20 protein-coding genes are annotated in these 20,627 nt (G+C 74.3%); 11 read left to right on the top strand and 9 right to left on the bottom strand.

Going from position 1 to position 20,627, the window contains the following annotated elements; translation table 11 throughout:
- Positions 1-17 precede the first annotated feature (17 nt).
- Entirely contained in the window at positions 18-1,571 is a 1,554-nt protein-coding gene (locus KPL57_RS47110) for a PucR family transcriptional regulator ligand-binding domain-containing protein (RefSeq protein WP_226356959.1), read from the top strand.
- A 7-nt stretch (positions 1,572-1,578) separates the two neighbouring features.
- Here KPL57_RS47110 and yidC read toward each other — a convergent pair whose 3' ends face one another.
- From yidC to KPL57_RS47095, 3 genes are all read right to left on the bottom strand, one after another.
- Positions 1,579-2,478 (bottom strand): membrane protein insertase YidC, encoded by a 900-nt coding sequence (gene yidC / locus KPL57_RS47105; protein WP_226356958.1) that lies wholly within the window; start codon positions 2,476-2,478, stop codon positions 1,579-1,581.
- Positions 2,479-2,575: 97 nt separating this feature from the next.
- Entirely contained in the window at positions 2,576-2,914 is a 339-nt protein-coding gene (locus KPL57_RS47100; protein ID WP_226356957.1) for a DUF6412 domain-containing protein, read from the bottom strand.
- 91 nt (positions 2,915-3,005) lie between these two features.
- The gene (locus KPL57_RS47095; RefSeq protein WP_226356956.1) at positions 3,006-4,931 is read right to left on the bottom strand and encodes a solute carrier family 23 protein; all 1,926 of its coding nucleotides are present in this window, start codon (positions 4,929-4,931) and stop codon (positions 3,006-3,008) included.
- 249 nt (positions 4,932-5,180) lie between these two features.
- Here KPL57_RS47095 and KPL57_RS47090 point away from each other — a divergent pair, with 249 nt between their 5' ends.
- Genes KPL57_RS47090 through KPL57_RS47065 form a run of 6 tightly spaced genes read left to right on the top strand, consistent with a single transcriptional unit; the run spans position 5,181 to position 9,667 of the window.
- Positions 5,181-5,483 carry an urease subunit gamma gene (locus KPL57_RS47090; protein ID WP_020622559.1) on the top strand — a complete coding sequence of 101 codons (303 nt, stop codon included), beginning with the start codon at positions 5,181-5,183 and terminating at the stop codon, positions 5,481-5,483.
- The gene (locus tag KPL57_RS47085; RefSeq protein ID WP_226356955.1) at positions 5,480-5,806 is read left to right on the top strand and encodes an urease subunit beta; all 327 of its coding nucleotides are present in this window, start codon (positions 5,480-5,482) and stop codon (positions 5,804-5,806) included. Before KPL57_RS47090 ends, KPL57_RS47085 begins: the two co-directional genes overlap by 4 nt.
- Positions 5,803-7,518: an urease subunit alpha gene (locus tag KPL57_RS47080; protein ID WP_226356954.1), complete on the top strand. Its 1,716-nt coding sequence runs from the start codon at positions 5,803-5,805 to the stop codon at positions 7,516-7,518. The genes KPL57_RS47085 and KPL57_RS47080 overlap by 4 nt, the downstream gene beginning before the upstream one ends.
- Entirely contained in the window at positions 7,515-8,198 is a 684-nt protein-coding gene (locus KPL57_RS47075) for an urease accessory protein UreF (protein WP_226357488.1), read from the top strand. The genes KPL57_RS47080 and KPL57_RS47075 overlap by 4 nt, the downstream gene beginning before the upstream one ends.
- Complete coding sequence (gene ureG / locus KPL57_RS47070) at positions 8,188-8,913, top strand: urease accessory protein UreG (RefSeq protein ID WP_226356953.1); 726 nt, start codon at positions 8,188-8,190, stop codon at positions 8,911-8,913. Before KPL57_RS47075 ends, ureG begins: the two co-directional genes overlap by 11 nt.
- 1 nt (position 8,914) lies before the next feature.
- Positions 8,915-9,667, top strand: a complete 753-nt coding sequence (locus KPL57_RS47065) for an urease accessory protein UreD (RefSeq protein WP_226356952.1) — start codon at positions 8,915-8,917, stop codon at positions 9,665-9,667.
- A gap of 58 nt (positions 9,668-9,725) precedes the next feature.
- On the opposite strand, the gene KPL57_RS47060 is transcribed toward KPL57_RS47065, so the two are convergent.
- Positions 9,726-11,369 carry a cytosine permease gene (locus tag KPL57_RS47060; RefSeq protein WP_226356951.1) on the bottom strand — a complete coding sequence of 548 codons (1,644 nt, stop codon included), beginning with the start codon at positions 11,367-11,369 and terminating at the stop codon, positions 9,726-9,728.
- A 359-nt stretch (positions 11,370-11,728) separates the two neighbouring features.
- On the opposite strand from KPL57_RS47060, the gene uraD reads away from it, so the two are divergent.
- The 4 genes from uraD to KPL57_RS47040 are packed head-to-tail and all read left to right on the top strand — an operon-like array spanning position 11,729 to position 14,961.
- Positions 11,729-12,235 carry a 2-oxo-4-hydroxy-4-carboxy-5-ureidoimidazoline decarboxylase gene (gene uraD / locus KPL57_RS47055; RefSeq protein ID WP_226356950.1) on the top strand — a complete coding sequence of 169 codons (507 nt, stop codon included), beginning with the start codon at positions 11,729-11,731 and terminating at the stop codon, positions 12,233-12,235.
- Positions 12,232-12,537: a hydroxyisourate hydrolase gene (locus tag KPL57_RS47050; RefSeq protein WP_100877890.1), complete on the top strand. Its 306-nt coding sequence runs from the start codon at positions 12,232-12,234 to the stop codon at positions 12,535-12,537. The genes uraD and KPL57_RS47050 overlap by 4 nt, the downstream gene beginning before the upstream one ends.
- 2 nt (positions 12,538-12,539) lie before the next feature.
- The gene (gene pucL / locus KPL57_RS47045) at positions 12,540-13,454 is read left to right on the top strand and encodes a factor-independent urate hydroxylase (RefSeq protein ID WP_226356949.1); all 915 of its coding nucleotides are present in this window, start codon (positions 12,540-12,542) and stop codon (positions 13,452-13,454) included.
- A gap of 28 nt (positions 13,455-13,482) precedes the next feature.
- A complete protein-coding gene (locus KPL57_RS47040) occupies positions 13,483-14,961 on the top strand; it encodes a nucleobase:cation symporter-2 family protein (RefSeq protein ID WP_226356948.1) in 1,479 nt (492 codons plus the stop codon).
- Positions 14,962-15,020: 59 nt separating this feature from the next.
- Here the strand turns inward: KPL57_RS47040 and KPL57_RS47035 are convergent, their stop codons facing one another.
- The 5 genes from KPL57_RS47035 to KPL57_RS47015 all read right to left on the bottom strand — a co-directional run bounded on the left by KPL57_RS47035 (position 15,021) and on the right by KPL57_RS47015 (position 20,489).
- The gene (locus KPL57_RS47035) at positions 15,021-15,899 is read right to left on the bottom strand and encodes a type IV toxin-antitoxin system AbiEi family antitoxin domain-containing protein (protein WP_226356947.1); all 879 of its coding nucleotides are present in this window, start codon (positions 15,897-15,899) and stop codon (positions 15,021-15,023) included.
- Positions 15,900-16,042: 143 nt separating this feature from the next.
- On the bottom strand, positions 16,043-16,864 hold the full coding sequence (locus tag KPL57_RS47030) for an IclR family transcriptional regulator (protein ID WP_226356946.1): 822 nt from the start codon (positions 16,862-16,864) through the stop codon (positions 16,043-16,045).
- A 9-nt stretch (positions 16,865-16,873) separates the two neighbouring features.
- On the bottom strand, positions 16,874-18,283 hold the full coding sequence (gene allB, locus KPL57_RS47025; protein WP_226356945.1) for an allantoinase AllB: 1,410 nt from the start codon (positions 18,281-18,283) through the stop codon (positions 16,874-16,876).
- Positions 18,280-19,014 carry an aspartate/glutamate racemase family protein gene (locus KPL57_RS47020; RefSeq protein WP_226356944.1) on the bottom strand — a complete coding sequence of 245 codons (735 nt, stop codon included), beginning with the start codon at positions 19,012-19,014 and terminating at the stop codon, positions 18,280-18,282. The genes allB and KPL57_RS47020 overlap by 4 nt, the downstream gene beginning before the upstream one ends.
- Positions 19,014-20,489, bottom strand: coding sequence for an NCS1 family nucleobase:cation symporter-1 (locus KPL57_RS47015; protein WP_226356943.1), 1,476 nt, complete (start codon positions 20,487-20,489; stop codon positions 19,014-19,016). The genes KPL57_RS47020 and KPL57_RS47015 overlap by 1 nt, the downstream gene beginning before the upstream one ends.
- Between the last annotated feature and the right edge of the window lie 138 nt (positions 20,490-20,627).

Here is a 20,627-nt window from a genome sequence, read left to right as displayed (position 1 = left end):
AGTTGTAGGTTCCTCCCATGCTGCTCTCGGAGCTCGTCGCACGTCCGGAGCTGCGGCTGCGGGTCCTGCACGGCTCGGCGGCCGACCTGGACCGGTCCGTGCGCTGGGTGTACCCGACCGACCTGCCCGACCCGTCGCGCTACCTGGGCGGCGGTGAGCTGGTCGTGTCCGGCCTGGTGTGGCGGCGGACGCCCGCGGACTCGGAGCGGTTCGTCGCGGCGGTCGCGCGGTCCGGGGCGGCGGCGCTGGTGGCCGGGGAGGCCGTGTTCGGCGACATCCCGGCCGACGTCGTCGACGCCTGCCGACGCCACGACCTCGTGCTGGTCGCGGTGCCGGTGGACGTGTCGTTCGGCGCGGTGACCGAGGCGGTGATCGGGGCGCTGTCCGCGGCCCGCGGGGACCGGCTCGCCCACACCCTGGGCCGGCACCGGCGGCTGCTCGCCGCGTTCGCCGGCGGCGCGGAGCTGGCCGACCTGGCCGGGTCGGTGTCGGCGGGCACCGGCCTGGTCTGCCGGGTGCTGACCGCGGCGGGCGGGCTGCTCGCCGGGCCGGGCCTGCCCGACGCCGAGCGGGACGCCGTCGTCGCCGGGTTCCTCACCGCGGGCCGGCTGCCGGTGACCGTCCCGGCCGCCCCGGCGGGTGCGGCGCACCTGGTGGTGCCCGCGGCACCGGGGACCGCCCGGGCCACCGGCTGGCTGGTCGCGGCCCAGCTGCCGCCGGGCGTGCAGCAGGCGGGTACCGACGCCGTCGACGCCGTCGGGGAGCTGGCCGCGATCGCCGCACTGGACCGGTCCCGGCGCCGGGAGGGTGCGGCGGTGGCCCGCCCGATCGCCGACGACGCGCTGGCCCGGATCGCCGCCGACACCGGCGACCGCCCCGAGACCCGGGTGCGGCTGCGCCAGGCCGGGGTCGAGCCGGACGGGACCCTCGCCGTGGTCGTGCTGCGCGCCTCGGGCGTCGCGGACCCGGCCGACACCGCGCACACCGTGCTGCTCGACGCGCTGGTCGGCACCGGCCCGGCCGCGGTCGGGGTGCAGGGCGGCGACGCGGTCGCCGTCGTCGCGGTGCCCGGGGCCCGGGACGCCCCGGACCCGGTGGAGCAGGTGCTGGCCGCGGTGCACCGGCTCGGGCCGGGCCTGGCCGGCGGCCGACTCTCGGCCGGGGTGTCGCGGCCGTCGGCGGCGGACGCGCTGTCCGGTGCGCTCGCCGAGGCCGGGCACGCCGCGGGGCTGGCGGCGGCCCGGTCCGGCCCGGTGACCTCGGTGCGGGCCGGGGAGATCACCTCGCACGTGGCGCTGCTGGCGGGGGTCCCCGACGACGTGCGGCGCGGCTTCGCCGCCCAGGTCCTCGGCCCGGTGCTCGACCACGACGCGCGGTCGGGCACCGGGCTGCTGGAGACCCTGGAGGTCTTCCTCGACGAGTCCGGGTCGTGGAACCGGACCGCGGCCCGGCTGCACCTGCACGTCAACACCGTCCGGTACCGGATCGGCCGGGTGGCGGAGCTGACCGGGCGCGACCCGTCGTCGTTCGCCGACCGCGTCGACCTCTACCTGGCGCTGCGCTCGCGCTGACGGCGGCTCAGCGGCGGGCACCGGCGGGGCGGCGGCGCACCGGCTTGGCCCCCGGCCGTGGCGCCCGGCTGCGTTCCGGGGCCGGCGGGGCGACGACGACCGGTGGCCTGCGGTCGAGCAGCCGGGTGAGCACGAGCTGCTGGACCAGGGTCGCGACGCTGCCGGTCATCCAGTAGAGCAGCAGCGCGACCGGCGCCGGGTAGAGCAGCCCGCCGGCGAGGACGCCGACCGGTGCGATCCAGGGCAGGGTCGCGAGGACCCGGGCGGCGCCCTGCGGCGCGGCACCCGGGTCGACCCGGGCGTAGCGCATGCTGAGGTGGGTGCAGACCGCGGCGAGCACGGTCAGCACGACCACCACGACGGCGACCGCCGCCCCGTCCACGGGCGTCCCCCCGAACGCGGCGAGCTGCTCGGCGGGCATCCGCAGCCACGCCGACAGCGGCGCCCCGAACAGCCGGGCCTGCAGGAACGAGGCGACCTGGTCGGGCGGGAAGGCGTAGTTGGCGATCGCGGCGTTCTGCTCGAAGGTCAGGCCGGGCCGGTTGAACGAGCGCAGCACGTGCAGCAGCGCGACGAACACCGGGATCTGCAGGAAGACCACCCCGAGCCCGGCGACCGGCGACGAGCCGTGCGTGCGGTGCAGCGCGGCGGTCGCCTCGGCCAGGGCCCGGGCGTCGCCGCGGTGGCGTTCGCGGAGCCGGGCGACCTGCGGGGCCAGTGCGCGGCCGATCCGGGCGGCCCGCATCCGGGTCCAGGCCGAGCGCACCAGCAGCGCCCGGACGGTGAGCACGAGGAACACCACGGACAGCGCCCAGGACAGCCCGGTGGCGGGTCCGAACAGGGCGCCGAACAGCTCGTGCCACAAGCGCATGACGAAGGAGACGGGGTAGTACAGGAAGTCGAGCACGGATCACTCCAGGGACGTCCGAGGGGCGGGACGGGTCCCGGAGCAGGGACGACGACGGTCCGGTGCGCACCGCGCACCGGCCGGCGGACCGCGCGCGTCAGGCGGCCGCGACGGTGCCGGGGACCTGCTCCGGGCGGAGCGCTCCCGGGGCGCGGGGCCGGGCACGGCCGGCCGCGTCGGGGTCGGTCTGGCGGACGGTCCCGGCCCGGGTCCGGGCCCGGCGGGCCTCGCGGACCGGGGTGGTCGCGGCGGTGGCGACGAGGTGGATCGCGCCGAGCTCGCGGTGCCCCGCCCAGGCGAGGACGGCGAGCGCGACGACGGCGCCGACGAGACCGGTGTCGACGTCGGCGGGCAGCAGGACCGGGGCGAGCAGGAGCAGCGACGCGACCAGCAGGGCCGCCCCCGCCCGCGCGCGCCGTCCGATCGCCAGGTCCACGCCGCCACCGTACCGGCCCGGAACGACCGCGACGGCCGGCGCGGACGTCCCGCGCCGGCCGGACGGCCCGGTCGGTGGCCCGGCCGGACGCTCAGCCGGACACGAGGTCGTCGAAGCGGTGCCCGGCGACGGTCGCGACGGCGACGAGCGCGGCCGCGTGCTCCTGCGCCGGCGGGTGGGTGAGCCGGCGTCGCGCGGTCGCGAGCAGGGCGCCGCGGTCCCCGGCGTCGCGCAGGCACACGATCAGTGGGAAGCCGAACCGCTCCCGGTAGGCCGCGGCGAGCCGGCCGAGCTCGGCGCGGTCGTCGCCGTCGAGCAGGGCCAGACCGGCCCGGTCGCGCAGTGCCGCCGCGCCGGCGCCCGTGGTCGCGGTGCCCCCGTCGCGGGCGGGCGCCGGGGCGGCGGAGCCGGTGCCCACCAGACCGCCCAGATCGGGGTAGTGGCCCATCAGCGCCCGCTGCTCCTCGGGCGGCGCGGCGAACAGCTCGTCCTGCACCGCGGCGCGCAGCGCCGTGGCGTCGGTGAAGGGGCCGCGGGCGTGCACCCGCCCGGGCACCGCGGTCGGTCCCTCGAACAGCCGCCCGAGGACCGCGGCGAACTCACCGGCGTCGGCGGCGGCGAGCCGGTCGAAGGTCACGGTGTCCCCGCCGGCCGTCGCGGGGGCGGCGCCGCGGCGGCGCCCGGTGTGGAAGAACAGCAGGTTGAGCCCGATCGCGACGACGCTGCCCGCGGTGATCCCGGAGCCGAGCACGATGCCCGCCCACTCCGGCAGGGCCTGCGCCACGTCCGGCTGCACGGTCACGAACAACGCCACCCCGAGCCCGGACCCGACCACGACGACGTTGCGGTGGTCGCGGAAGTCGACCCGCGACAGCGTCTGGATCCCGACGACGGCGACGGTCGCGAACATCGCCAGCGCCGCCCCGCCCAGCACCGGGTGCGGCACCGCCGCGACCAGCGCCCCGGCCTTCGGCACCAGCCCGATGAGGATCATGAAGCCGCCCGCGGCGGCGACCACCCAGCGGCTGGAGACCCGGGTGAGCCGGACGAGGCCGACGTTCTCGGCGAAGCAGGTGTAGGGGAAGGAGTTGAGGACCCCGCCCAGGGTGGTGGCGACGCCGTCGGCGCGCAGGGCGCGGGCGACGTCGTCCGGGCCCACCTTCCGGTCGACGATCTCGCCGGTCGCGATCACGTCGCCGGTCGTCTCGACCGCGGTGATCATCATGACGACGATCATCGACAGGATCGCGGCGATCGAGAACTGCGGCCAGCCGAAGTGGAACGGCGTGGTCACCCCGACCCAGTCCGACTCCCCCACCGCGGACAGGTCGACCAGCCCGAACGGCACCGCGGCGAGTGTCCCGAGCACGAGCCCGGCGAGCACCGCGACGGTGGCGAGGAAGCCGCGGAACAGCCGCTGGATCAGCACGATCACCGCGAGCGTCCCGAGGGCGAGCCCCAGGTAGAGCGGGTTGCCGGGGTCGGGGGCGTTCGCGCCGCCGACGGCGTCGGTCGCGGCGACCGGCAGCAGCGCCAGCCCGATCACGGTGATCACCGTGCCGGTGACGACCGGCGGGAAGAACCGCAGCAGCCGCGCGACGTAGGGCGCGGCGAGGAAGGTGACCAGCCCGGCGACGATCACCGCGCCGTAGATGGTGGTGAGCCCGGCGGTGCCACCACCCGCGGCGAGCCCGATCGCGATCATCGGCGAGACCGCGGTGAACGTGACGCCCTGCAGCAGCGGCAGCCGCACCCCGATCCGGCCGATCCCGACAGACTGCAGGATCGAGGCGATGCCGCAGGTGAACAGGTCGGCGTTGATCAGGTGGATGAGCTGGCGCTCGTCGAGACCGATGGCGTTGGCGAGCAGGATCGGCACGACGACGGCGCCGGCGTAGAACGCCAGCACGTGCTGCATGCCGTAGACGGCGAGCCGTCCGGCGGGCGGCACCCGGTCGACCGGGTGGACGGGACGGGCGGGATCGGTGGTTCGGCTGGTGGATCGGCGCAGGCGCATCGGTGACCTCGATGGGAGCCGGAGGGTGTGACGGGGCAGGGCGCGCTGAGGGGGCCGGATTGCGACCTGCATCACCATGCGCCCGGGCCGGGACCGCCCGGCACCGCCGTCCCCGACGAACCCCGGGCCGCTCGTCGCGGGGCTTTCGTAGGTTCCGACAGTCGACCCGGACATCGGGCCCCCGGCGGGACACCGTTCGGAACCTCCCGGCAATCCCGTCGCAACCCGGGACCGGAGACAATGCGGGGCATGCACCTCAGCCCGAGCGAGCGCGACAAGCTCCTCGTCCACGTCGCCGCCGACGTCGCCCGCAGGCGTCGGGAGCGGGGTCTGCGGATGAACTACCCGGAGTCGGTCGCGCTGATCACCGAGCACGTCCTGGAGGGCGCCCGCGACGGCCGCACCGTCAGCGAGCTGATGAGCAGCGGCCGGGAGGTCCTGACCCGCGACGACGTCCTCGACGGCGTCCCGGAGATGCTCGACTCGGTGCAGGTCGAGGCCACCTTCCCGGACGGCACGAAGCTCGTCACCGTCCACGGGCCGATCGCGTGACCCCCGGCGAGATCCTCGTCGGCACCGAGCCGGTCGAGCTGCACCCCGGCCGCCCCCGGCTGACGCTCACCGTGGTCAACGCCGCGGACCGCCCGGTGCAGGTCGGGTCGCACTACCACTTCGCCGCCGCGAACCCCGGCCTGTCCTTCGACCGCGACGCCGCGTGGGGGCACCGGCTCGACGTCCCCGCCGGGACGTCGGTGCGGTTCGAGCCCGGGGTGGAGCGCGAGGTGACGCTGGTGCCGATCGCCGGGGCGCGCCGGGTCCCCGGCCTGCGTCCGGAACGTGCCGGCGCCCTCGACGAGCGGAGCTACGAGCAGTGAGCATCGACCGCGCGCGCTACGCCGACCTCTACGGCCCGACCGTCGGGGACCGGATCCGGCTCGCCGACACGAACCTGCTGATCGAGGTCACCGAGGACCGCTCGCGCGGCCCGGCGTCCGGCGACGAGGTCATGTTCGGCGGCGGCAAGGTGATCCGGGAGTCGATGGGTCAGGCGGCCGTCCTGGCCGCGGACTGCCCGGACCTGGTGATCACCGGCGCCGTCGTGCTCGACCACTGGGGCGTGGTGAAGGCCGACGTCGGGGTGAAGGACGGCCGCATCGTCGGTATCGGCAAGGCCGGGAACCCGGACACCATGGACGGGGTCGACCCGGCGCTGGTGATCGGGCCCGGGACCGAGGTGCTGTCGGGCAACGGGCGCATCCTCACCGCCGGCGCGATCGACGCGCACGTGCACCTCATCTGCCCGCAGCTGGTCGAGACCGCGCTCGCCTCCGGGGTCACCACGCTGTTCGGCGGCGGCACCGGCCCGGTCGACGGGTCCAAGGCCACGACCGTGACGCCCGGCCCGTGGAACATCTCCCGGATGCTGCAGGCGATGGACCACCAGCCGGTGAACCTCCTGCTGATGGGCAAGGGCAACACCACCTCGGCCGGGGCGCTGCACGAGCAGCTGCGCGCCGGGGCGGGCGGGTTCAAGCTGCACGAGGACTGGGGCACCACCCCGTCGGCGATCGACGTCTGTCTGCGGGTGTGCGAGGAGACCGGCGTGCAGGCCGCGATCCACACCGACACCCTCAACGAGGCCGGGTTCCTGCAGTCCACCCTGGCCGCGATCGACGGCCGCTCGATCAACGCCTTCCACACCGAGGGCGCGGGCGGCGGGCACGCCCCGGACATCATCGAGGTCGTCGGCACCTCGCACGTGCTGCCGTCGTCGACGAACCCGACCCGTCCGCACACCGTCAACACCCTCGACGAGCACCTCGACATGCTCATGGTGTGCCACCACCTGAACCCGTCGGTGCCCGAGGACCTGGCCTTCGCCGAGTCCCGGATCCGCCCGACGACGATCGCCGCCGAGGACGTGCTGCACGACCTGGGCGCGATCTCGATGATGAGCTCGGACTCCCAGGCGATGGGCCGCATCGGCGAGGTCGTCATCCGGACCTGGCAGACCGCACACGTCATGAAGGCCGCCCGCGGGCCGCTGCCCGGTGACTCCGACCGCGCCGACAACCTGCGCGCCCGGCGCTACGTCGCGAAGTACACGATCAACCCGGCGCTGGCGCACGGTGCCGCCGACCACGTCGGCTCGGTGGAGGTCGGGAAGCTCGCCGACCTGGTGCTGTGGGAGCCGAAGTTCTTCGGGGTGCGCCCCGAGGTCGTGCTCAAGGGCGGGTTCGCCGTGTGGGCGCAGATGGGCGACGCGAACGCCTCCATCCCGACCCCGGGCCCGGTCTACGGGCGGCCCATGTTCGGCTACGCCCACATCCCCGCGGCGCTGGGATCGCTGACGTTCATGGCCCCCTCGGCGCTGGCCGACGGCGTCCCCGACCGGCTCGGCCTGGCGACGCCCGCGGTGCCGGTGGCCGACACCCGCTCGGTGCGCAAGGCCGGGATGCTGCTCAACGACGCCACCCCGGACGTGCGGGTCGACCCGGACTCGTTCACCGTGACGATCGACGGGGACGTCGTCGAGCCCGCCCCGGTCGCCGAGCTGCCGATGGCGCAGCGGTACTTCCTGTTCTGATGCTCGCCTCGCTCGTCCTGTCCGACGCCCGGTTCCCCGGCGGCGGGCACGTGCACTCCGGTGGCCTGGAGGAGGCCGCCGAGCGCGGCCTGGTCGGCGACGTCGCCTCGCTGCACGCGTTCCTGCGGGGGCGGCTGCGCACCGCGGGCCGGGTCGCCGCCTGCGCCGCCGCGGCGGCCGCGCAGCTCGCCGTCGACGGTGGGGGCGACGGGTGGGCGGCCCTGGACGCCGCGCTCGACGCCCGCACCCCCTCGGTGGCGCAGCGGGAGGCGTCCCGGGCCCAGGGCCGGGCGTCGCTGCGGGCGGTGCGGGCGGCGTGGCCGGCGCCGGTGCTGGGTGCCCTGCTCACCGCCCACCCCCGCCCGCACCACCCGCTGCTGACCGGCGCGGTGATCGGCGGGACCGGGGAGCCGCCGTCGGCCGCGGCCCGCTGCGTCGCCTACCTGGCCGTCTCCGGACCGGCGTCGGCGGCGGTGCGGCTGCTCGGGCTGGACCCGTTCGCCGTGAACGCCGCGATCGTCGCGCTCGGCGACGACCTGGCCGCCGTCGTCGACGAGGCCGCGTCCTTGGCGGACGGCCCGCCCGAGGACCTCCCGGCGCCCGGTGCGCCGGTGCTCGACCTCATGGCCGAGTCCCACGTCCACCACCACCGCGAGAGGGTGCGTCTGTTTGCCTCCTGAACCCACCGGCGCCGGTCACGGGCACGGTCACGTGATCAGCTTCGACCCGACCGTCGCCGACCACGACCACCACGCACCCGCCCCGACCGGCGGCCGCGCCGTGCGCATCGGCATCGGCGGCCCGGTCGGCTCGGGCAAGACCGCCCTGGTCGCGGCGCTGGCCCGCAGCCTCGCCGGGCGGGTGCGCCTGGCCGTGGTCACCAACGACATCTACACCACCGAGGACGCGGACTTCCTGCGCCGCAACGCCGTCCTGCCCCCGGAGCGGGTCGAGGCGGTGCAGACGGGCTGCTGCCCGCACACCGCGATCCGCGACGACATCACCGCCAACCTGGACGCGATCGACCTGCTCGAGGAGCGGTTCTCCGGTGACGAGGCCCTGGAGCTGGTCCTCGTCGAGTCCGGCGGGGACAACCTCACCGCGGTGTTCTCGCGGGGGCTGGTGGACCGGCAGATCTTCGTCGTCGACGTCGCGGGCGGGGACAAGGTGCCCCGCAAGGGCGGCCCTGGTGTCACCACCGCCGACCTGCTGGTGATCAACAAGACCGACCTGGCGCCGCTGGTCGGCGCCGACCTCGCCGTGATGACCGGGGACGCCGCGCGGATCCGCGGGGAGCTGCCGGTGATCGCGCAGTCGCTGGTCGAGGACCCGGGCGCCGCGCGGGTCGGGGCGTGGGTGTGCGAGCAGGTCGCCGCGGTCCGGGCGACGGTCTGAGGTGCGGGCCTGCGCGCAGCTGGGCGTCGTGGCGCGGGAGGGCCGCACGGTCGTGACGGCGCTGCGGGCGCAGGCCCCGCTCGCGCTGGTGCCGCGGCGCGGGGTGGCCGGCGCGGCGTGCCCCGAGGCCGTCGTGCACCTGGTGGGGTCGGCGTCGACCCCGCTGGCCGGCGACGACGTCGAGCTCACCGTCACCGTCGGGCCCGGCGCCCACCTGGTGCTGACCGGCGTCGCCGCCGCCGTCGCGCTGCCCGGGGCGGGACGACCGAGCCGCACCGTGCTGCGCGCCACCGTCGCCGACGGCGGGTCGCTGACCTACCGCCCCGAGCCGACGGTGGTCACCGCCCGCGCCGACCACGAGACCGTGTTGGACGTGCGGCTGGCCCCGACGGCGACGCTGCACGCCCGTGACGTGCTCGTCGCCGGGCGGACCGGCGAGCGGGCCGGCCGCTACCGGGGCACCGTCCGGGTCACCGAGGACGGCCGCCCACTGCTGGTGCAGACCCAGGAGATCGGCGACCCGCTGCTCGACGCCTCCCCCGCCCACCTGGCCGGGCACCGGGTGCTGGGCACCGAGGTCGTGATCGGCCCCGGCGGCGAGCCGGTGTCCCCGGCCTGCGGGGAGGGCTGGAGCCTGTCGCCCCTGGCCGTGCGCGGGATGCTCGCGACGGCCGTCGGCCACGACGCGGTCACCGCCGCCCGGCGGCTGGCCGGGGCGGTCGCCGCGGCGGCCTCGCACCCCGTCGGACCATGATCGGCACCGGTGAGGGGATCGGTGCCGGATCCGGCACCGATCCCCTCGCCGGTCGTGATCACCCCTGGGCCGGGAGCACGTGCTCCCGCGCCCGGTCGGTGCTCAGGCACAGCGAGCAGACGTGCGCGTCGTGGGCGGTGCAGGCCGTCATGTCCGGGCGCTCCAGGTCCTGGCCGCACACGTGGCAGCCGAGCACGGCGTCCGAGGGATTGCCGTGCTCGTCGAACATCGGCAGGTCGATGCCGTCGTCCGGGCGGCGCAGGTAGTACCGGCCCTTCGTGGCGACCGCGATCACCGGCGGCAGGACGACGCCGAGCACGATCGCGACCAGCGGCGAGAACGGCGCGAGCGCCTCCCCCAGCAGCCCGAAGAACGCCGCGATCGACAGCCCGCCCGCCAGGACGACCGATCCGAACCCGACCGGGTTGACCGCGTGGAGCATCCCGCGGCGGAACTCGGGGACCTTCGGCGAGATCCCCAGCAGGTACTTGTTCACGACGATGTCGGTGGCGACGACGACGATCCACGCGATGCCCATGTTGGCGTAGAACCCGAGGATCGTGTTGAGGAAGTCGAACATGTTCGCCTCCATCAGCACCAGCGCGATCACCAGGTTGACGCCGAGGAACACCAGCCGGCCGGGGTAGGTCCCGGTGATCCGGGTGAAGGAGTTCGTCCAGGCCAGCGAGCCGGAGTAGGCGTTCGTGACGTTGATCTTGATCTGGCTGATGACGACCAGCACGACGGCCAGGGTGATCGCCAGCCAGCCCGGCATCAGGTCGGAGTAGATCGACAGGAACTGGTGCACCGGCTCGTTGGCGACGGTCGCGCCGTCGGCGACGTTCGCGATCAGGTACACCGCCAGGAACAGCCCGACGACCTGCTTCGCGGCGCCGAACAGCACCCAGCCCGGCCCGGCGAGCAGGGTCGCGGCCCACCAGCGGCGCGCGTTCTCCGGCGTCTTCGGCGGCATGAACCGCAGGTAGTCGATCTGTTCGGCGATCTGGGCGATCAGCGACAGGCAGACCCCGGCGGCGAGCATGACCGAGCCGAGGCTCGGCGCGCCCCGGCCGTCCTCGCCCTGGTAGGCCAGGAAGGTCGAGACCGAGTCCGGGTGCGCGACCAGCAGGTAGCCGAACGGCAGCACCATCAGGACCAGCCACAGCGGCGTCGTCCACACCTGCAGGGTCGACAGCAGCGACATCCCGTACACGACCAGCGGGAAGATGATCACCGTGGAGACGGCGTAGCCGGCCCAGAGCGGGACGCCGAGGCCCAGCTGCAGGCCCTGGGCCATGATCGAGCCCTCGAGGGCGAAGAAGATGAAGGTGAACGTCGCGAAGATGACGTTGGTCAGGATCGAGCCGTAGTAGCCGAAGCCGCTGCCGCGGGTGATCAGGTCCAGGTCGAGGTTGTAGCGGGCCGCGTAGTACGCCAGCGGCAGCCCGGTCGCGATGACGACCAGCGCGAACACCGCGATGCCCCAGAGCGCGTTCGTCGTGCCGTAGGCGATGCCGATGTTGGCGCCGATCGCGAAGTCCGCGAGGTAGGCGATGCCGCCCAGCGCGGTCACCCCGACCACGCCGGGCGACCAGCGGCGGTAGCTGCGCGGCGCGAACCGCAGCGTGTAGTCCTCCAGCGTCTCGCGCGCGGCCCCGGCCTCCGACGCCGCCGGTGCCGGCCGGTTCATCTCCTGTGTCATCCGATGCCCCCACGGTGGCCGGGTCGGTGGGACCACCGATGAGGAATGCTGCGTTCCGCAACGACGGCGCCGGTTGCCCGCGGGTCACGACTGCGTGACGCCGGAACCACGCACACCGGACACAACCGGCGTCGGATGACGATCTCCTTGCGCGGCGGGACGAGTACGTGACGAACCGGCCGGGTCCGGTGTCCCCCGGCGCCGTGTCCCGCAGCCTGGTCGGCCGGACCCCGCCGCGGACGGAGCCGCTCGACGGAGTGACCCTTGACACCTCCCCGTCGCGAAACCAACACTGATGACACTTCGGAACCACGATTCCGCATCGTGAAACTCACGGAACGAGCACGGAAGCAGGACCCATGCCGGACGACCTGACCCTCGACCGACTCAACACCGCCCCGCCCGACGAGCTGCGCCCGGCCCTGCGTGCCTGCGCCACCTCGCCGGTGTGGGCGGACCGGATGCTGGCCGGGCGCCCGTACGGCAGCGTCGACGACGCCGTCGCCGCGGCGGAGAAGGCGGTCCTCGCCCTGGACAGCGCCGAGATCGACGCCGCGCTGGCCGGGCACCCCCGGATCGGCGAGCGACCCGGCGGCGCCCACGCCGACGGCGCCGCGTTCTCCCGTTCCGAGCAGTCCGGTGTGGACAGCGGCGCGGACACCGCCGCCCGGCTCGCCGCCGGCAACGCCGCCTACGAGCAGCGCTTCGGCCACGTGTTCCTGATCCGGGCCGCCGGCCGCGACGCCGGGCAGATCCTCGCGGAGCTGGAGCGCAGGCTGGGCAACGACCCGGCCGCCGAGCGCGCCGAGGCCGCCGGGCAGCTGGCCGAGATCACCGCGCTGCGGATGCGGCAGGTGCTGGCATGAGCAGCTTCTCCACCCACGTCCTCGACGCCGCGGCGGGCCGCCCGGCCACCGGCGTCCCGGTCACCCTGACCGGCGCCGACGGGACCGTGCTGGCGTCGGGCACCACCGACGACGACGGCCGCTGGCGCGCCCCGGAGTCCGCCGCGCTCACCGCGGGGGTGCTGCACCGGATCACGTTCACCACGCCGAGCCCGTTCTTCCCGGAGGTGTCGATCGCGTTCCGCCCGGAGCGCACCGACCGCCACCACCACGTCCCGCTGCTGCTGTCGCCCTACTCCTACTCCACCTATCTCGGGAGCTGATCATGTCCGTCTCGGTCCACCTCGGCGACAACAAGTACGGCAAGGCGGAGGTCCGCGTGGTGCGGGTCGTGCGCGACACCGCCCGGCACGAGATCACCGACCTCAACGTGACCAGCCAGCTGCGCGGCGCCGCGCTCGAGAGCAGCTACCTGACCGGCGACAACTCCAAGGTCGTCGCCACCGACACCCAGAAGAACGTGGTGTACGCCTTCGCGTCCGAGCACGGCATCACCTCGCCCGAGGAGTTCCTGCTGCTGCTCGGCAACCACTTCACCGGCGAGTTCGACTGGATCACCGGCGGGCTCTGGCAGGCCGAGCAGTACGAGTGGGAGCGGATCGTCGTCGACGGCGCCGGCCACGACCACTCGTTCGTCCGGAAGGGCCGGGCCACCCGGCTGGCGACGGTGCAGAAGACCGGCGGAGCCACCCACGTCACCGCCGGGCTGAAGGACCTCACCGTGCTGAAGTCCACCGGCAGCGAGTTCCACGGCTTCCCGCGCGACCGGTACACGACCCTCGTCGAGACCGACGACCGCATCCTCGCCACCTCGGTCACCGCGCGCTGGCGCTACCTGCCCGACGCCGTCGCCGCCGGGATCGACTTCAACGGCGCCTACGACGCGATCGGCGCGGCGATGCTGTCGTCGTTCGCCACCACCCACTCGCTCGCGCTGCAGCAGTCGCTCTACGAGATGGGCCGGGCCGCGATCGAGGCCTGCGACGGCGTCGCCGAGATCCGCTTCGCGATGCCCAACAAGCACCACTTCCTGTCCGACCTGTCGCCGTTCGGGCTCAAGAACCCGAACGAGGTGTTCCACGCCGCGGACCGCCCCTACGGCCTGATCGAGGGCACCGTCGTCCGCGACGGCGTGACCCCGGCGCCGGAGGCGTGGACCGACGTGCCGTCCTCCGTCTGACCCGCCACTCCCACCGAGGGGATCCGCCATGAGCACGGAACAGGCACCACGTCCGGAGGACGAACGGCTCGGGATCGGGCCGACGGTCGGCTACGGCGTCCAGCACATCCTCGCGATGTTCGGCGGCGTGATCGCGGTACCGATCATCATCGGCGGCGCGGCCGGGCTCACCCCCGCGCAGAGCGCCGTGCTCGTCGCCTCCGGGCTGTTCGTCAGCGGGCTCGCCACCCTGCTGCAGACCCTCGGCCTGCCGTTCTTCGGGTCGCAGCTGCCGCTGGTGCAGGGCACCTCGTTCGCCTCGGTGTCGACGATGATCGCGATCGTCGGCGACGACGGCACCGACGGCCTGCGCACCGTCTACGGCGCGGTGATCGTCGCGGCCGCGGTCGGGCTGCTGATCACCCCGTTCTTCGCCCGGGTGGTACGGCTGTTCCCGCCGGTGGTGACCGGGTCGATCATCACCGTGATCGGGCTGTCGCTGATGCCGGTGGCGACCGGCTGGATCACCGGCCGGGAGACCATCACCGTGGGCGGGGCGACGGTGCCCAACCCCGAGTTCGCCGCGCTGCCCTCGATCGCGCTGGCCGGGTTCACGTTCCTGGTGGTGGTCGTCGCCGGGAAGATCGCGGTACTGTCGCGGCTGTCGGTGCTGCTCGGGCTGCTGGTCGGGACCGTCGTCGCGCTGGTGGCCGGGCTGAGCGACTTCTCCGGCGTCGGCGGGGCGAGCGTCGCCGCGCTGCCCGCGCCGTTCGCGTTCGGCACCCCGCTGTTCACGGTCGGGGCGACCGTCTCGATGGTCATCGTGGTCCTGGTGATCATGGTGGAGACCACCGCCGACATCCTCGCGGTCGGCGAGGTCGTCGAGACCCGGGTGGACGCCCGCCGGGTCGGCGACGGGCTGCGCGCCGACATGGCCGCCTCGGTGGTCGCGCCGGTGTTCAACTCCTTCCCGGCGACGGCGTTCGCCCAGAACGTCGGGCTCGTCGCGCTGACCGGGATCCGGAGCCGGTTCGCCGTCGCCGCCGGTGGGCTGCTCCTGCTGGTGCTGGGGCTCTCGCCGATGGCGTCCGCGGTGTTCTCGGCGATCCCGCAGCCGGTGCTCGGCGGGGCGGGCATCGTGCTGTTCGGCACGGTCGCCGCCAGCGGGATCCGGACGCTCGCCGCCGTCGAGTACCGCGGGACCAACAACATGGTGATCGTCGCGGCGTCGTTGGCGTTCGGCCTGGTCCCGGTGGTGTCGCCGGACTTCTGGGCGAACTTCCCGGACTGGTTCGCGACGATCTTCCACTCCGGCATCAGCTCGGCGGCGATCGTCGCGGTGCTGCTCAACCTGTTCTTCAACGTGTTCGCCCCCGGGCGGCCGTCGGCGCCGTCGGTCGTCGCGGCGGGCCCGCCGGTGCTGGTGCAGACCGGGGAGATCCGGATCCTGGCCTCGGGCGAGGTGCTGGGCCCGGACTCCTACGAGCCGGTCACGGCGAAGCCGGGCACCCAGGTCAAGGAGGACTGAGCGCCGCCGCATGATCGTCGTCCGCGAGGGGTTCGGTGCCGGATATGGCACCGGACCCCTCAGGCGGCGCGATCATCGACGGCCCGCCGGATCCGCCCCACCGTCTCCGCCGGCCGGTCGTGGACGTCGGACCAGGTGAACCGCAGCACCGTCCACCCGGCTGCGACCAGTGCGTTCTGCTTGCGCCGGTCGGTGCGGAACCGCTCCGGGTCGCTGTGCCAGGCCCACCCGTCGACCTCGACCGCCACCCGCGCCGCGGGGAAGGCGAGGTCGATCGTCCAGGGCCCGAACGGCACCGCGCGCACGAGCCCGGGGAGCCGGGCCTCGCGCAGCAGCCGCAGGAGCCGACGTTCCAGGGCGGAGTCGGCCCGGTCCCCCGCGGCGACGAGCAGCCGCCCGGCCGGGCCGATACCCCGGGTACCGGCCACCCGGCAGTAGGCCTCGTGCAGCTGCGCGAACGAGACCCACCGTTGCAGGGCCCGGTCGAGGAACGCCGCGGCGGCGTCGCCGTCCAGCTCGGCGGAGCTCTCCAGCACGGTCAGCGGTAGCGCCGTCGCGACGATCCCGCGGTGGACGACCCGGTCGGCGGGGTCGAGTGCCCGTCGACGCAGCCGGACTCCCGGCCGCCTGCCCCGCTGCACGGTCGGCGGGACGGCGAGCAGCACCTCGGGCGGGGCGCCCGGGCGCAGACCCAGCCAGAAGGCCGCCGCGAGCCCGGTCACGGTGCTGCGGGCGCCGCCCCACAGCCACGCCGCCCGGACCCGGGTCTCCGGGGTGGCCCGGTGCCCGGCGACCAGGTACACCCCGGGGAACCGCTCCCGCCAGGTCCCCGAGGACACCCGCCGGGCCACCGTTCGGGCCGGGACACCATAGGCGATCGCCTGGGCACGGGTGACGAGTCCGCCCTGCCGCACCAGGAGACGTTCCAGTTCGGTCACCGGCGCAGGGTGACCGACGGGCCGGCCCACCACGGCCGATCGGCCCGAAGCCGTCACACGTGCGATCGGGTGATCATCACGAGTGAGGGGATCGGTGCCGGATGTGGCACCGATCCCCTCACCCGTCGCGATCATCTCGGGCCTCAGGCCCCCGCGGCGTCCTGCCGGGCCAGCTCGGCCACCAGCGCGTCGGCCACGGACTGCAGCTTCGGCACGGCGGAGTCGAGGAGTGCGTCGGTCATCCGGGTCGTCGGGCCGGAGATGGACACCGCGGCGGGCAGCGGCCCGTCGAGCGCGACGGCGACGCACCGCACCCCGAGTTCCTGCTCTCCCTCGTCGACGGCGTACCCGGCGGCACGGACCTTGTCGAGCTCGGCGAAGTACTCCTCGGGCGAGGTGATCGTGTTGTCGGTGTGCCGCACGAAGTCGGTGTGCCGCAGCACCTCCCGCGCCCGCTCGACCGGCATCCGGGACAGCAGCGCCTTCCCGACGGCGGTGCAGTGCGGCGACACCCGTCGTCCGACCTCGGTGAACATCCGCATCGAGTGCCGGCCGGGCTCCTGGGCGACGTAGACGACCTGGTTCCCCTCCAGCAGCGCCAGGTTGGCGCTCTCCCCCAGGTCGTCGACCAGGCCGGCGAGCCGCGGGCGAGCCCACATGCCCACCAGGCGTCCCGCGGTGTCGCCGAGGCGCACCAGGCGGGGGCCGAGGGCGTACTCGCGCGAGGACTGCTGGCGGACGTAGCCGCGCCCCGCCAGGGTCCGGACGAGCCGGTGGATGGTCGGCAGCGGGAGCCCGGAGGTGGCCGCGAGGTGGGACAGGCTGACCGTGCCGCCCGCGTCGGCCATCGCCTCCAGCAGGTCCACGGCGCGCTCCACGGACTGCACGGTGCCCGAGCGGGCCGGTGCGGACGCGGTGACGTCCGCACCGGCGTCGACACGGCTGTCGGGATCGTTCTTCCGCATGACGGAAGTCTAGCCCTGCTCGGGCGGTGCGGCCGGGACCTCGGGGCCGTCCGGGGCGCCGGGTGCACCCGTCACCCGCTCCACCGAGCCGCGGCGCAGCAGCCTGCCGTGCGGCTCACCGGAGACGTCGACGTCGCGGCCGCCCAAGACGGTGCGCCGGACCACGCCGGACAGCGACCGGCCGGCGTAGGCGCTCACCTTGTTCTTGTGGTGCAGCCGGTCCGGGTCGACGACGTAGGCGGCGTCGGGGGCGAAGACGGCGAGGTCGGCGTCGTAGCCCAGTGCGATCCGGCCCTTGGAGCGCAGCCCGACCAGGTCGGCGGGCTTCGACGCCATCCACTGCACCACCTGCGCGAGCCCGATGCCGCGCCGGCGGGCCTCGCTCCACACCAGCGACAGCCCCAGCTGCAGCGACGACACCCCGCCCCAGGCGAGCCCGAAGTCCCCGGAGTCGAGCAGCTTCAGCTCGGCGGTGCTGGGCGAGTGGTCACTCACGATGCAGTCGATCGTCCCGTCGAGCAGCCCCTCCCACAGCAGCTCCCGGTTCGACGCCTCGCGGATCGGGGGGCAGCACTTGTGCGTGGTGGCGCCGTCGGGGATCTCCTCGGCGAACAGCGTGAGGTAGTGCGGGCAGGTCTCGGCGGTGATCCGGACGCCGTCGCGCCGCGCGGTGGCGATCATCGGGAGCGCGTCGGAGGAGGACACGTGCAGCACGTGCGCGCGCGCCCCGGTCCAGCGGGCCCGCTCGATGACCTCGGCGATCGCCAGGTTCTCCGCGCCGCGCGGGCGCGAGCGCAGGAAGGTGTCGTACTTCGCGCCGTGCGGGGTGGGGGCCTTCTCGATGGCCCGGGAGTCCTCGGCGTGCACGATCATGACGGCGTCGAAGGTGGCCAGCTCGGCCATGTCGCGTTCCATCTCGTCGGCGTCGAGCGGCGGGAACTCGTCGACGCCGGAGTGCAGCAGGAAGCACTTGAACCCGAAGACGCCCTCGTCGTGCAAACCGCGCAGGTCGCCGAGGTTGCCGGGCACCGCGCCGCCCCAGAACCCGACGTCGACGAACGCCTGGTGCTCGGCGACCTTCCGCTTCACCTCCAGCGCCGCGACGTCGACGGTCGGCGGGATCGAGTTCAGCGGCATGTCGACGATCGTGGTGACCCCGCCCGCCGCGGCGGCCCGGGTCGCCGAGGCGAAGCCCTCCCACTCGGTGCGGCCGGGCTCGTTGACGTGCACGTGGGTGTCGACGAGGCCGGGCAGCAGCACCTCGTCGTCGGCGAGGTCGATCACCCGGGCCCCGTCGAGGCCGTTGCCGAGCGGCTCGATGGCGACGATCCGCCCGCCGGTCACGCCGATCTCGCGGGGCTGCTCGCCCGCCGTGGTCATGATCCGCTTCCCGCGGACCACCAGGTCGTAGCTGGTCATGACATCTCCAGGGGGAATCCGGTGATCTTCTTGGTACGGGGTGCCGCGTAGGTGCGGCTCGTCGAGGTGGTCAGGCCGAGCCGGACCAGCGACTCGGCGACGGTGACCGCGGCCTGCACCCCGTCGACGACGGGCACCCCGGTCTCGGCGCGGACCTTCGCGTCCAGCCCGGCCATGCCGCCGCAGCCGAGGCAGATCACCTCGGCGTGGTCCTGCTCGACCGCGACCCGGGCCTGCTCGACGATCGCGGCGACCGCGCGGTCCGGGTCCTGCTCCAGCTCCAGCACCGCGAGCCCGGAGGCGCGCACCGAGGCGCAGCGCCGGTCCAGCCCGGCCAGCAGCAGGCGGTCCTCGATCAGCGGGACGGTGCGGTCCAGGGTGGTCACCACCGAGTAGCGGTGGCCGAGGTACATCGCGGTGGTCGCGGCGGCCTCGGTGATGTCGACGACGGGCACGTCGAGCATCTCCTGGAGGCCCTCGCGGCCGTGCTCGCCGTAGCCGGCCTGGATCACCGCGTCGAACCGCTCGCCGGAGGCGGCGTAGCGCGCGACGGCGTCGGCGACCCCGACCGCGGCCAGGTAGCTCTCCAGGTTGCCCTCGACCGACTCGGCGCCGAACCGGGGCGTCAGCCCGACGATCTCGGTGCCCGGTGCCGCGACGGCGCGGGCGGAGGCGGCGATGGCCTCGGTCACCGACCCGGTGGTGTTGACGTTGACGACGACGATGCGCATCAGTGCCCCCCGGTCGGTGCGACGGCCAGCGACTCCCCGGAGACCGCGCGGTACTCCCGTCCGCGCGGGGCGACGAGCACGGTCAGCAGCGCCGCGATCCCGGCGCCGAGGAACCAGCTGAACGGCGCGACCGGCTCCAGCGCGGGGACGAACCCGACGGCGACGGCGACCACCGCGGACGGCACGAACACCGCGACCGCGCGCCGGTTGACCCCGCCGCGGTAGTGGTAGGCGCCGGTGCTCGCCTCGGTGTAGAGCGCGGGGACGTCGATGCGTCCGCGCCGGACCAGCCAGTAGTCGGCCATCACGATCCCGAACAGCGGGCCGAGCAGCGCGCCGAGCACACCCAGGAAGTAGGTGATCACCACCGGGGAGTCGTACAGGTTCCAGGGCAGGATGATCAGCCCGATCAGCGCGCTCACCACCCCGGCCCGGCGGAAGTCGAGCACCCGCGGGAACAGGTTCGACAGGGCGTAGCAGGGGGCCACGAAGTTCGCCATCAGGTTGACCGCGATCGTCAGGATCAGCAGCGCGGCGGAGGCGACCAGCAGCAGCGGGGTGTTGGGGATGGTGTTGACGACGTCGGCCGGGCTGGAGATCACCTGGCCGCCGATCCGCAGCTGGCCGCCCGCCAGCACCACGACGACGACACCGAAGAACAGGGTGTTCGGCAGGATCCCCCAGAAGCTGCCGCGCCGGACCGCGCCGGTGGACACCGCGCCGCGGGTGAAGTCGCAGAAGTTGAGGACGAAGGTGCCGTAGATCGCCGTCCACAGCGACGCCCCGGCGAGGATCTGCACCCACATCGCCCCGCCGGTCAGCGGCTCGGGCACCGACAGCGCGATGTCGCCACCGGTCTGCCACAGCACCCAGCCCGCGAGCACCGCGAGGGTCACCAGCACGATCGGGCCGGCGACGGCCTCGTAGCGGCGGATGCCGTCCATGCCGCGCAGCAGGATCGCCACCTGCACGACCCACAGGACGACGAAGCAGATCCAGCCCAGCACCGACAGCCCCAGGAACGACACCTGTTCCAGCGCACCGGCCGAGGGAGCCACGGCCAGGACCATCACGACGAGCACCCGGGTGGCGAGGTAGGTCTGGATGCCGAACCAGGCGATCGCGACCGCGCCGCGCACCAGGGCCGGGAGCTGGGCGCCGCGCACGCCGAAGGAGATCCGGCTCATCACCGGGAACGGCAGGCCTGTCCGGTAGCCCATGTACCCGGCGACGGTGAGCAGCACGAACAGCACCAGCGCACCGATGCCGAGCGAGACCAGGATCTGCCAGGCGCCGAGGCCGAGCGCGAACAGGCCGAGCGCGAAGCCGTAGTTGCCCAGGCTGTGCACGTCGACGGCCCACAGGGTGAAGATGTTGTAGGCCTTCCACGACCGTCCCTCGACGGTGGTCGGCGCGAGGTCGCGGTTGTAGAGCCGGGGGCTCGGTGCGTCCGCCCCGTCCTGCGTGACGGGCACGGCGGCCACCCGCTCACCGGTCGGGGCTGCTGCGGATCGGTCGCTCGTTCCGGGTCCCGTCATCGGGGCCACCTCGGTTCCCACGTCGTGGCGCGTCCAACGTAACGCGCTGATTTCCGCGATGTGAAACGAATCTCT

It is taken from the genome of Pseudonocardia sp. ICBG601 (assembly GCF_020496245.1).
This window is presented reverse-complemented; position numbering and strand designations above follow the sequence as displayed.

Bases quoted from the DNA above. Each gene is read 5' to 3' on its own strand.
- KPL57_RS47110 (WP_226356959.1), top strand. From the start codon at position 18: ATGCTGCTCTCGGAGCTCGTCGCACGTCCGGAGCTGCGGCTGCGGGTC.
- KPL57_RS47095 (WP_226356956.1), bottom strand. From the start codon at position 4,931: ATGCGCCTGCGCCGATCCACCAGCCGAACCACCGATCCCGCCCGTCCC.
- KPL57_RS47090 (WP_020622559.1), top strand. From the start codon at position 5,181: ATGCACCTCAGCCCGAGCGAGCGCGACAAGCTCCTCGTCCACGTCGCC.
- KPL57_RS47060 (WP_226356951.1), bottom strand. From the start codon at position 11,369: ATGACACAGGAGATGAACCGGCCGGCACCGGCGGCGTCGGAGGCCGGG.
- uraD (WP_226356950.1), top strand. From the start codon at position 11,729: ATGCCGGACGACCTGACCCTCGACCGACTCAACACCGCCCCGCCCGAC.
- KPL57_RS47050 (WP_100877890.1), top strand. From the start codon at position 12,232: ATGAGCAGCTTCTCCACCCACGTCCTCGACGCCGCGGCGGGCCGCCCG.
- pucL (WP_226356949.1), top strand. From the start codon at position 12,540: ATGTCCGTCTCGGTCCACCTCGGCGACAACAAGTACGGCAAGGCGGAG.
- KPL57_RS47040 (WP_226356948.1), top strand. From the start codon at position 13,483: ATGAGCACGGAACAGGCACCACGTCCGGAGGACGAACGGCTCGGGATC.
- KPL57_RS47030 (WP_226356946.1), bottom strand. From the start codon at position 16,864: ATGCGGAAGAACGATCCCGACAGCCGTGTCGACGCCGGTGCGGACGTC.
- allB (WP_226356945.1), bottom strand. From the start codon at position 18,283: ATGACCAGCTACGACCTGGTGGTCCGCGGGAAGCGGATCATGACCACG.
- KPL57_RS47020 (WP_226356944.1), bottom strand. From the start codon at position 19,014: ATGCGCATCGTCGTCGTCAACGTCAACACCACCGGGTCGGTGACCGAG.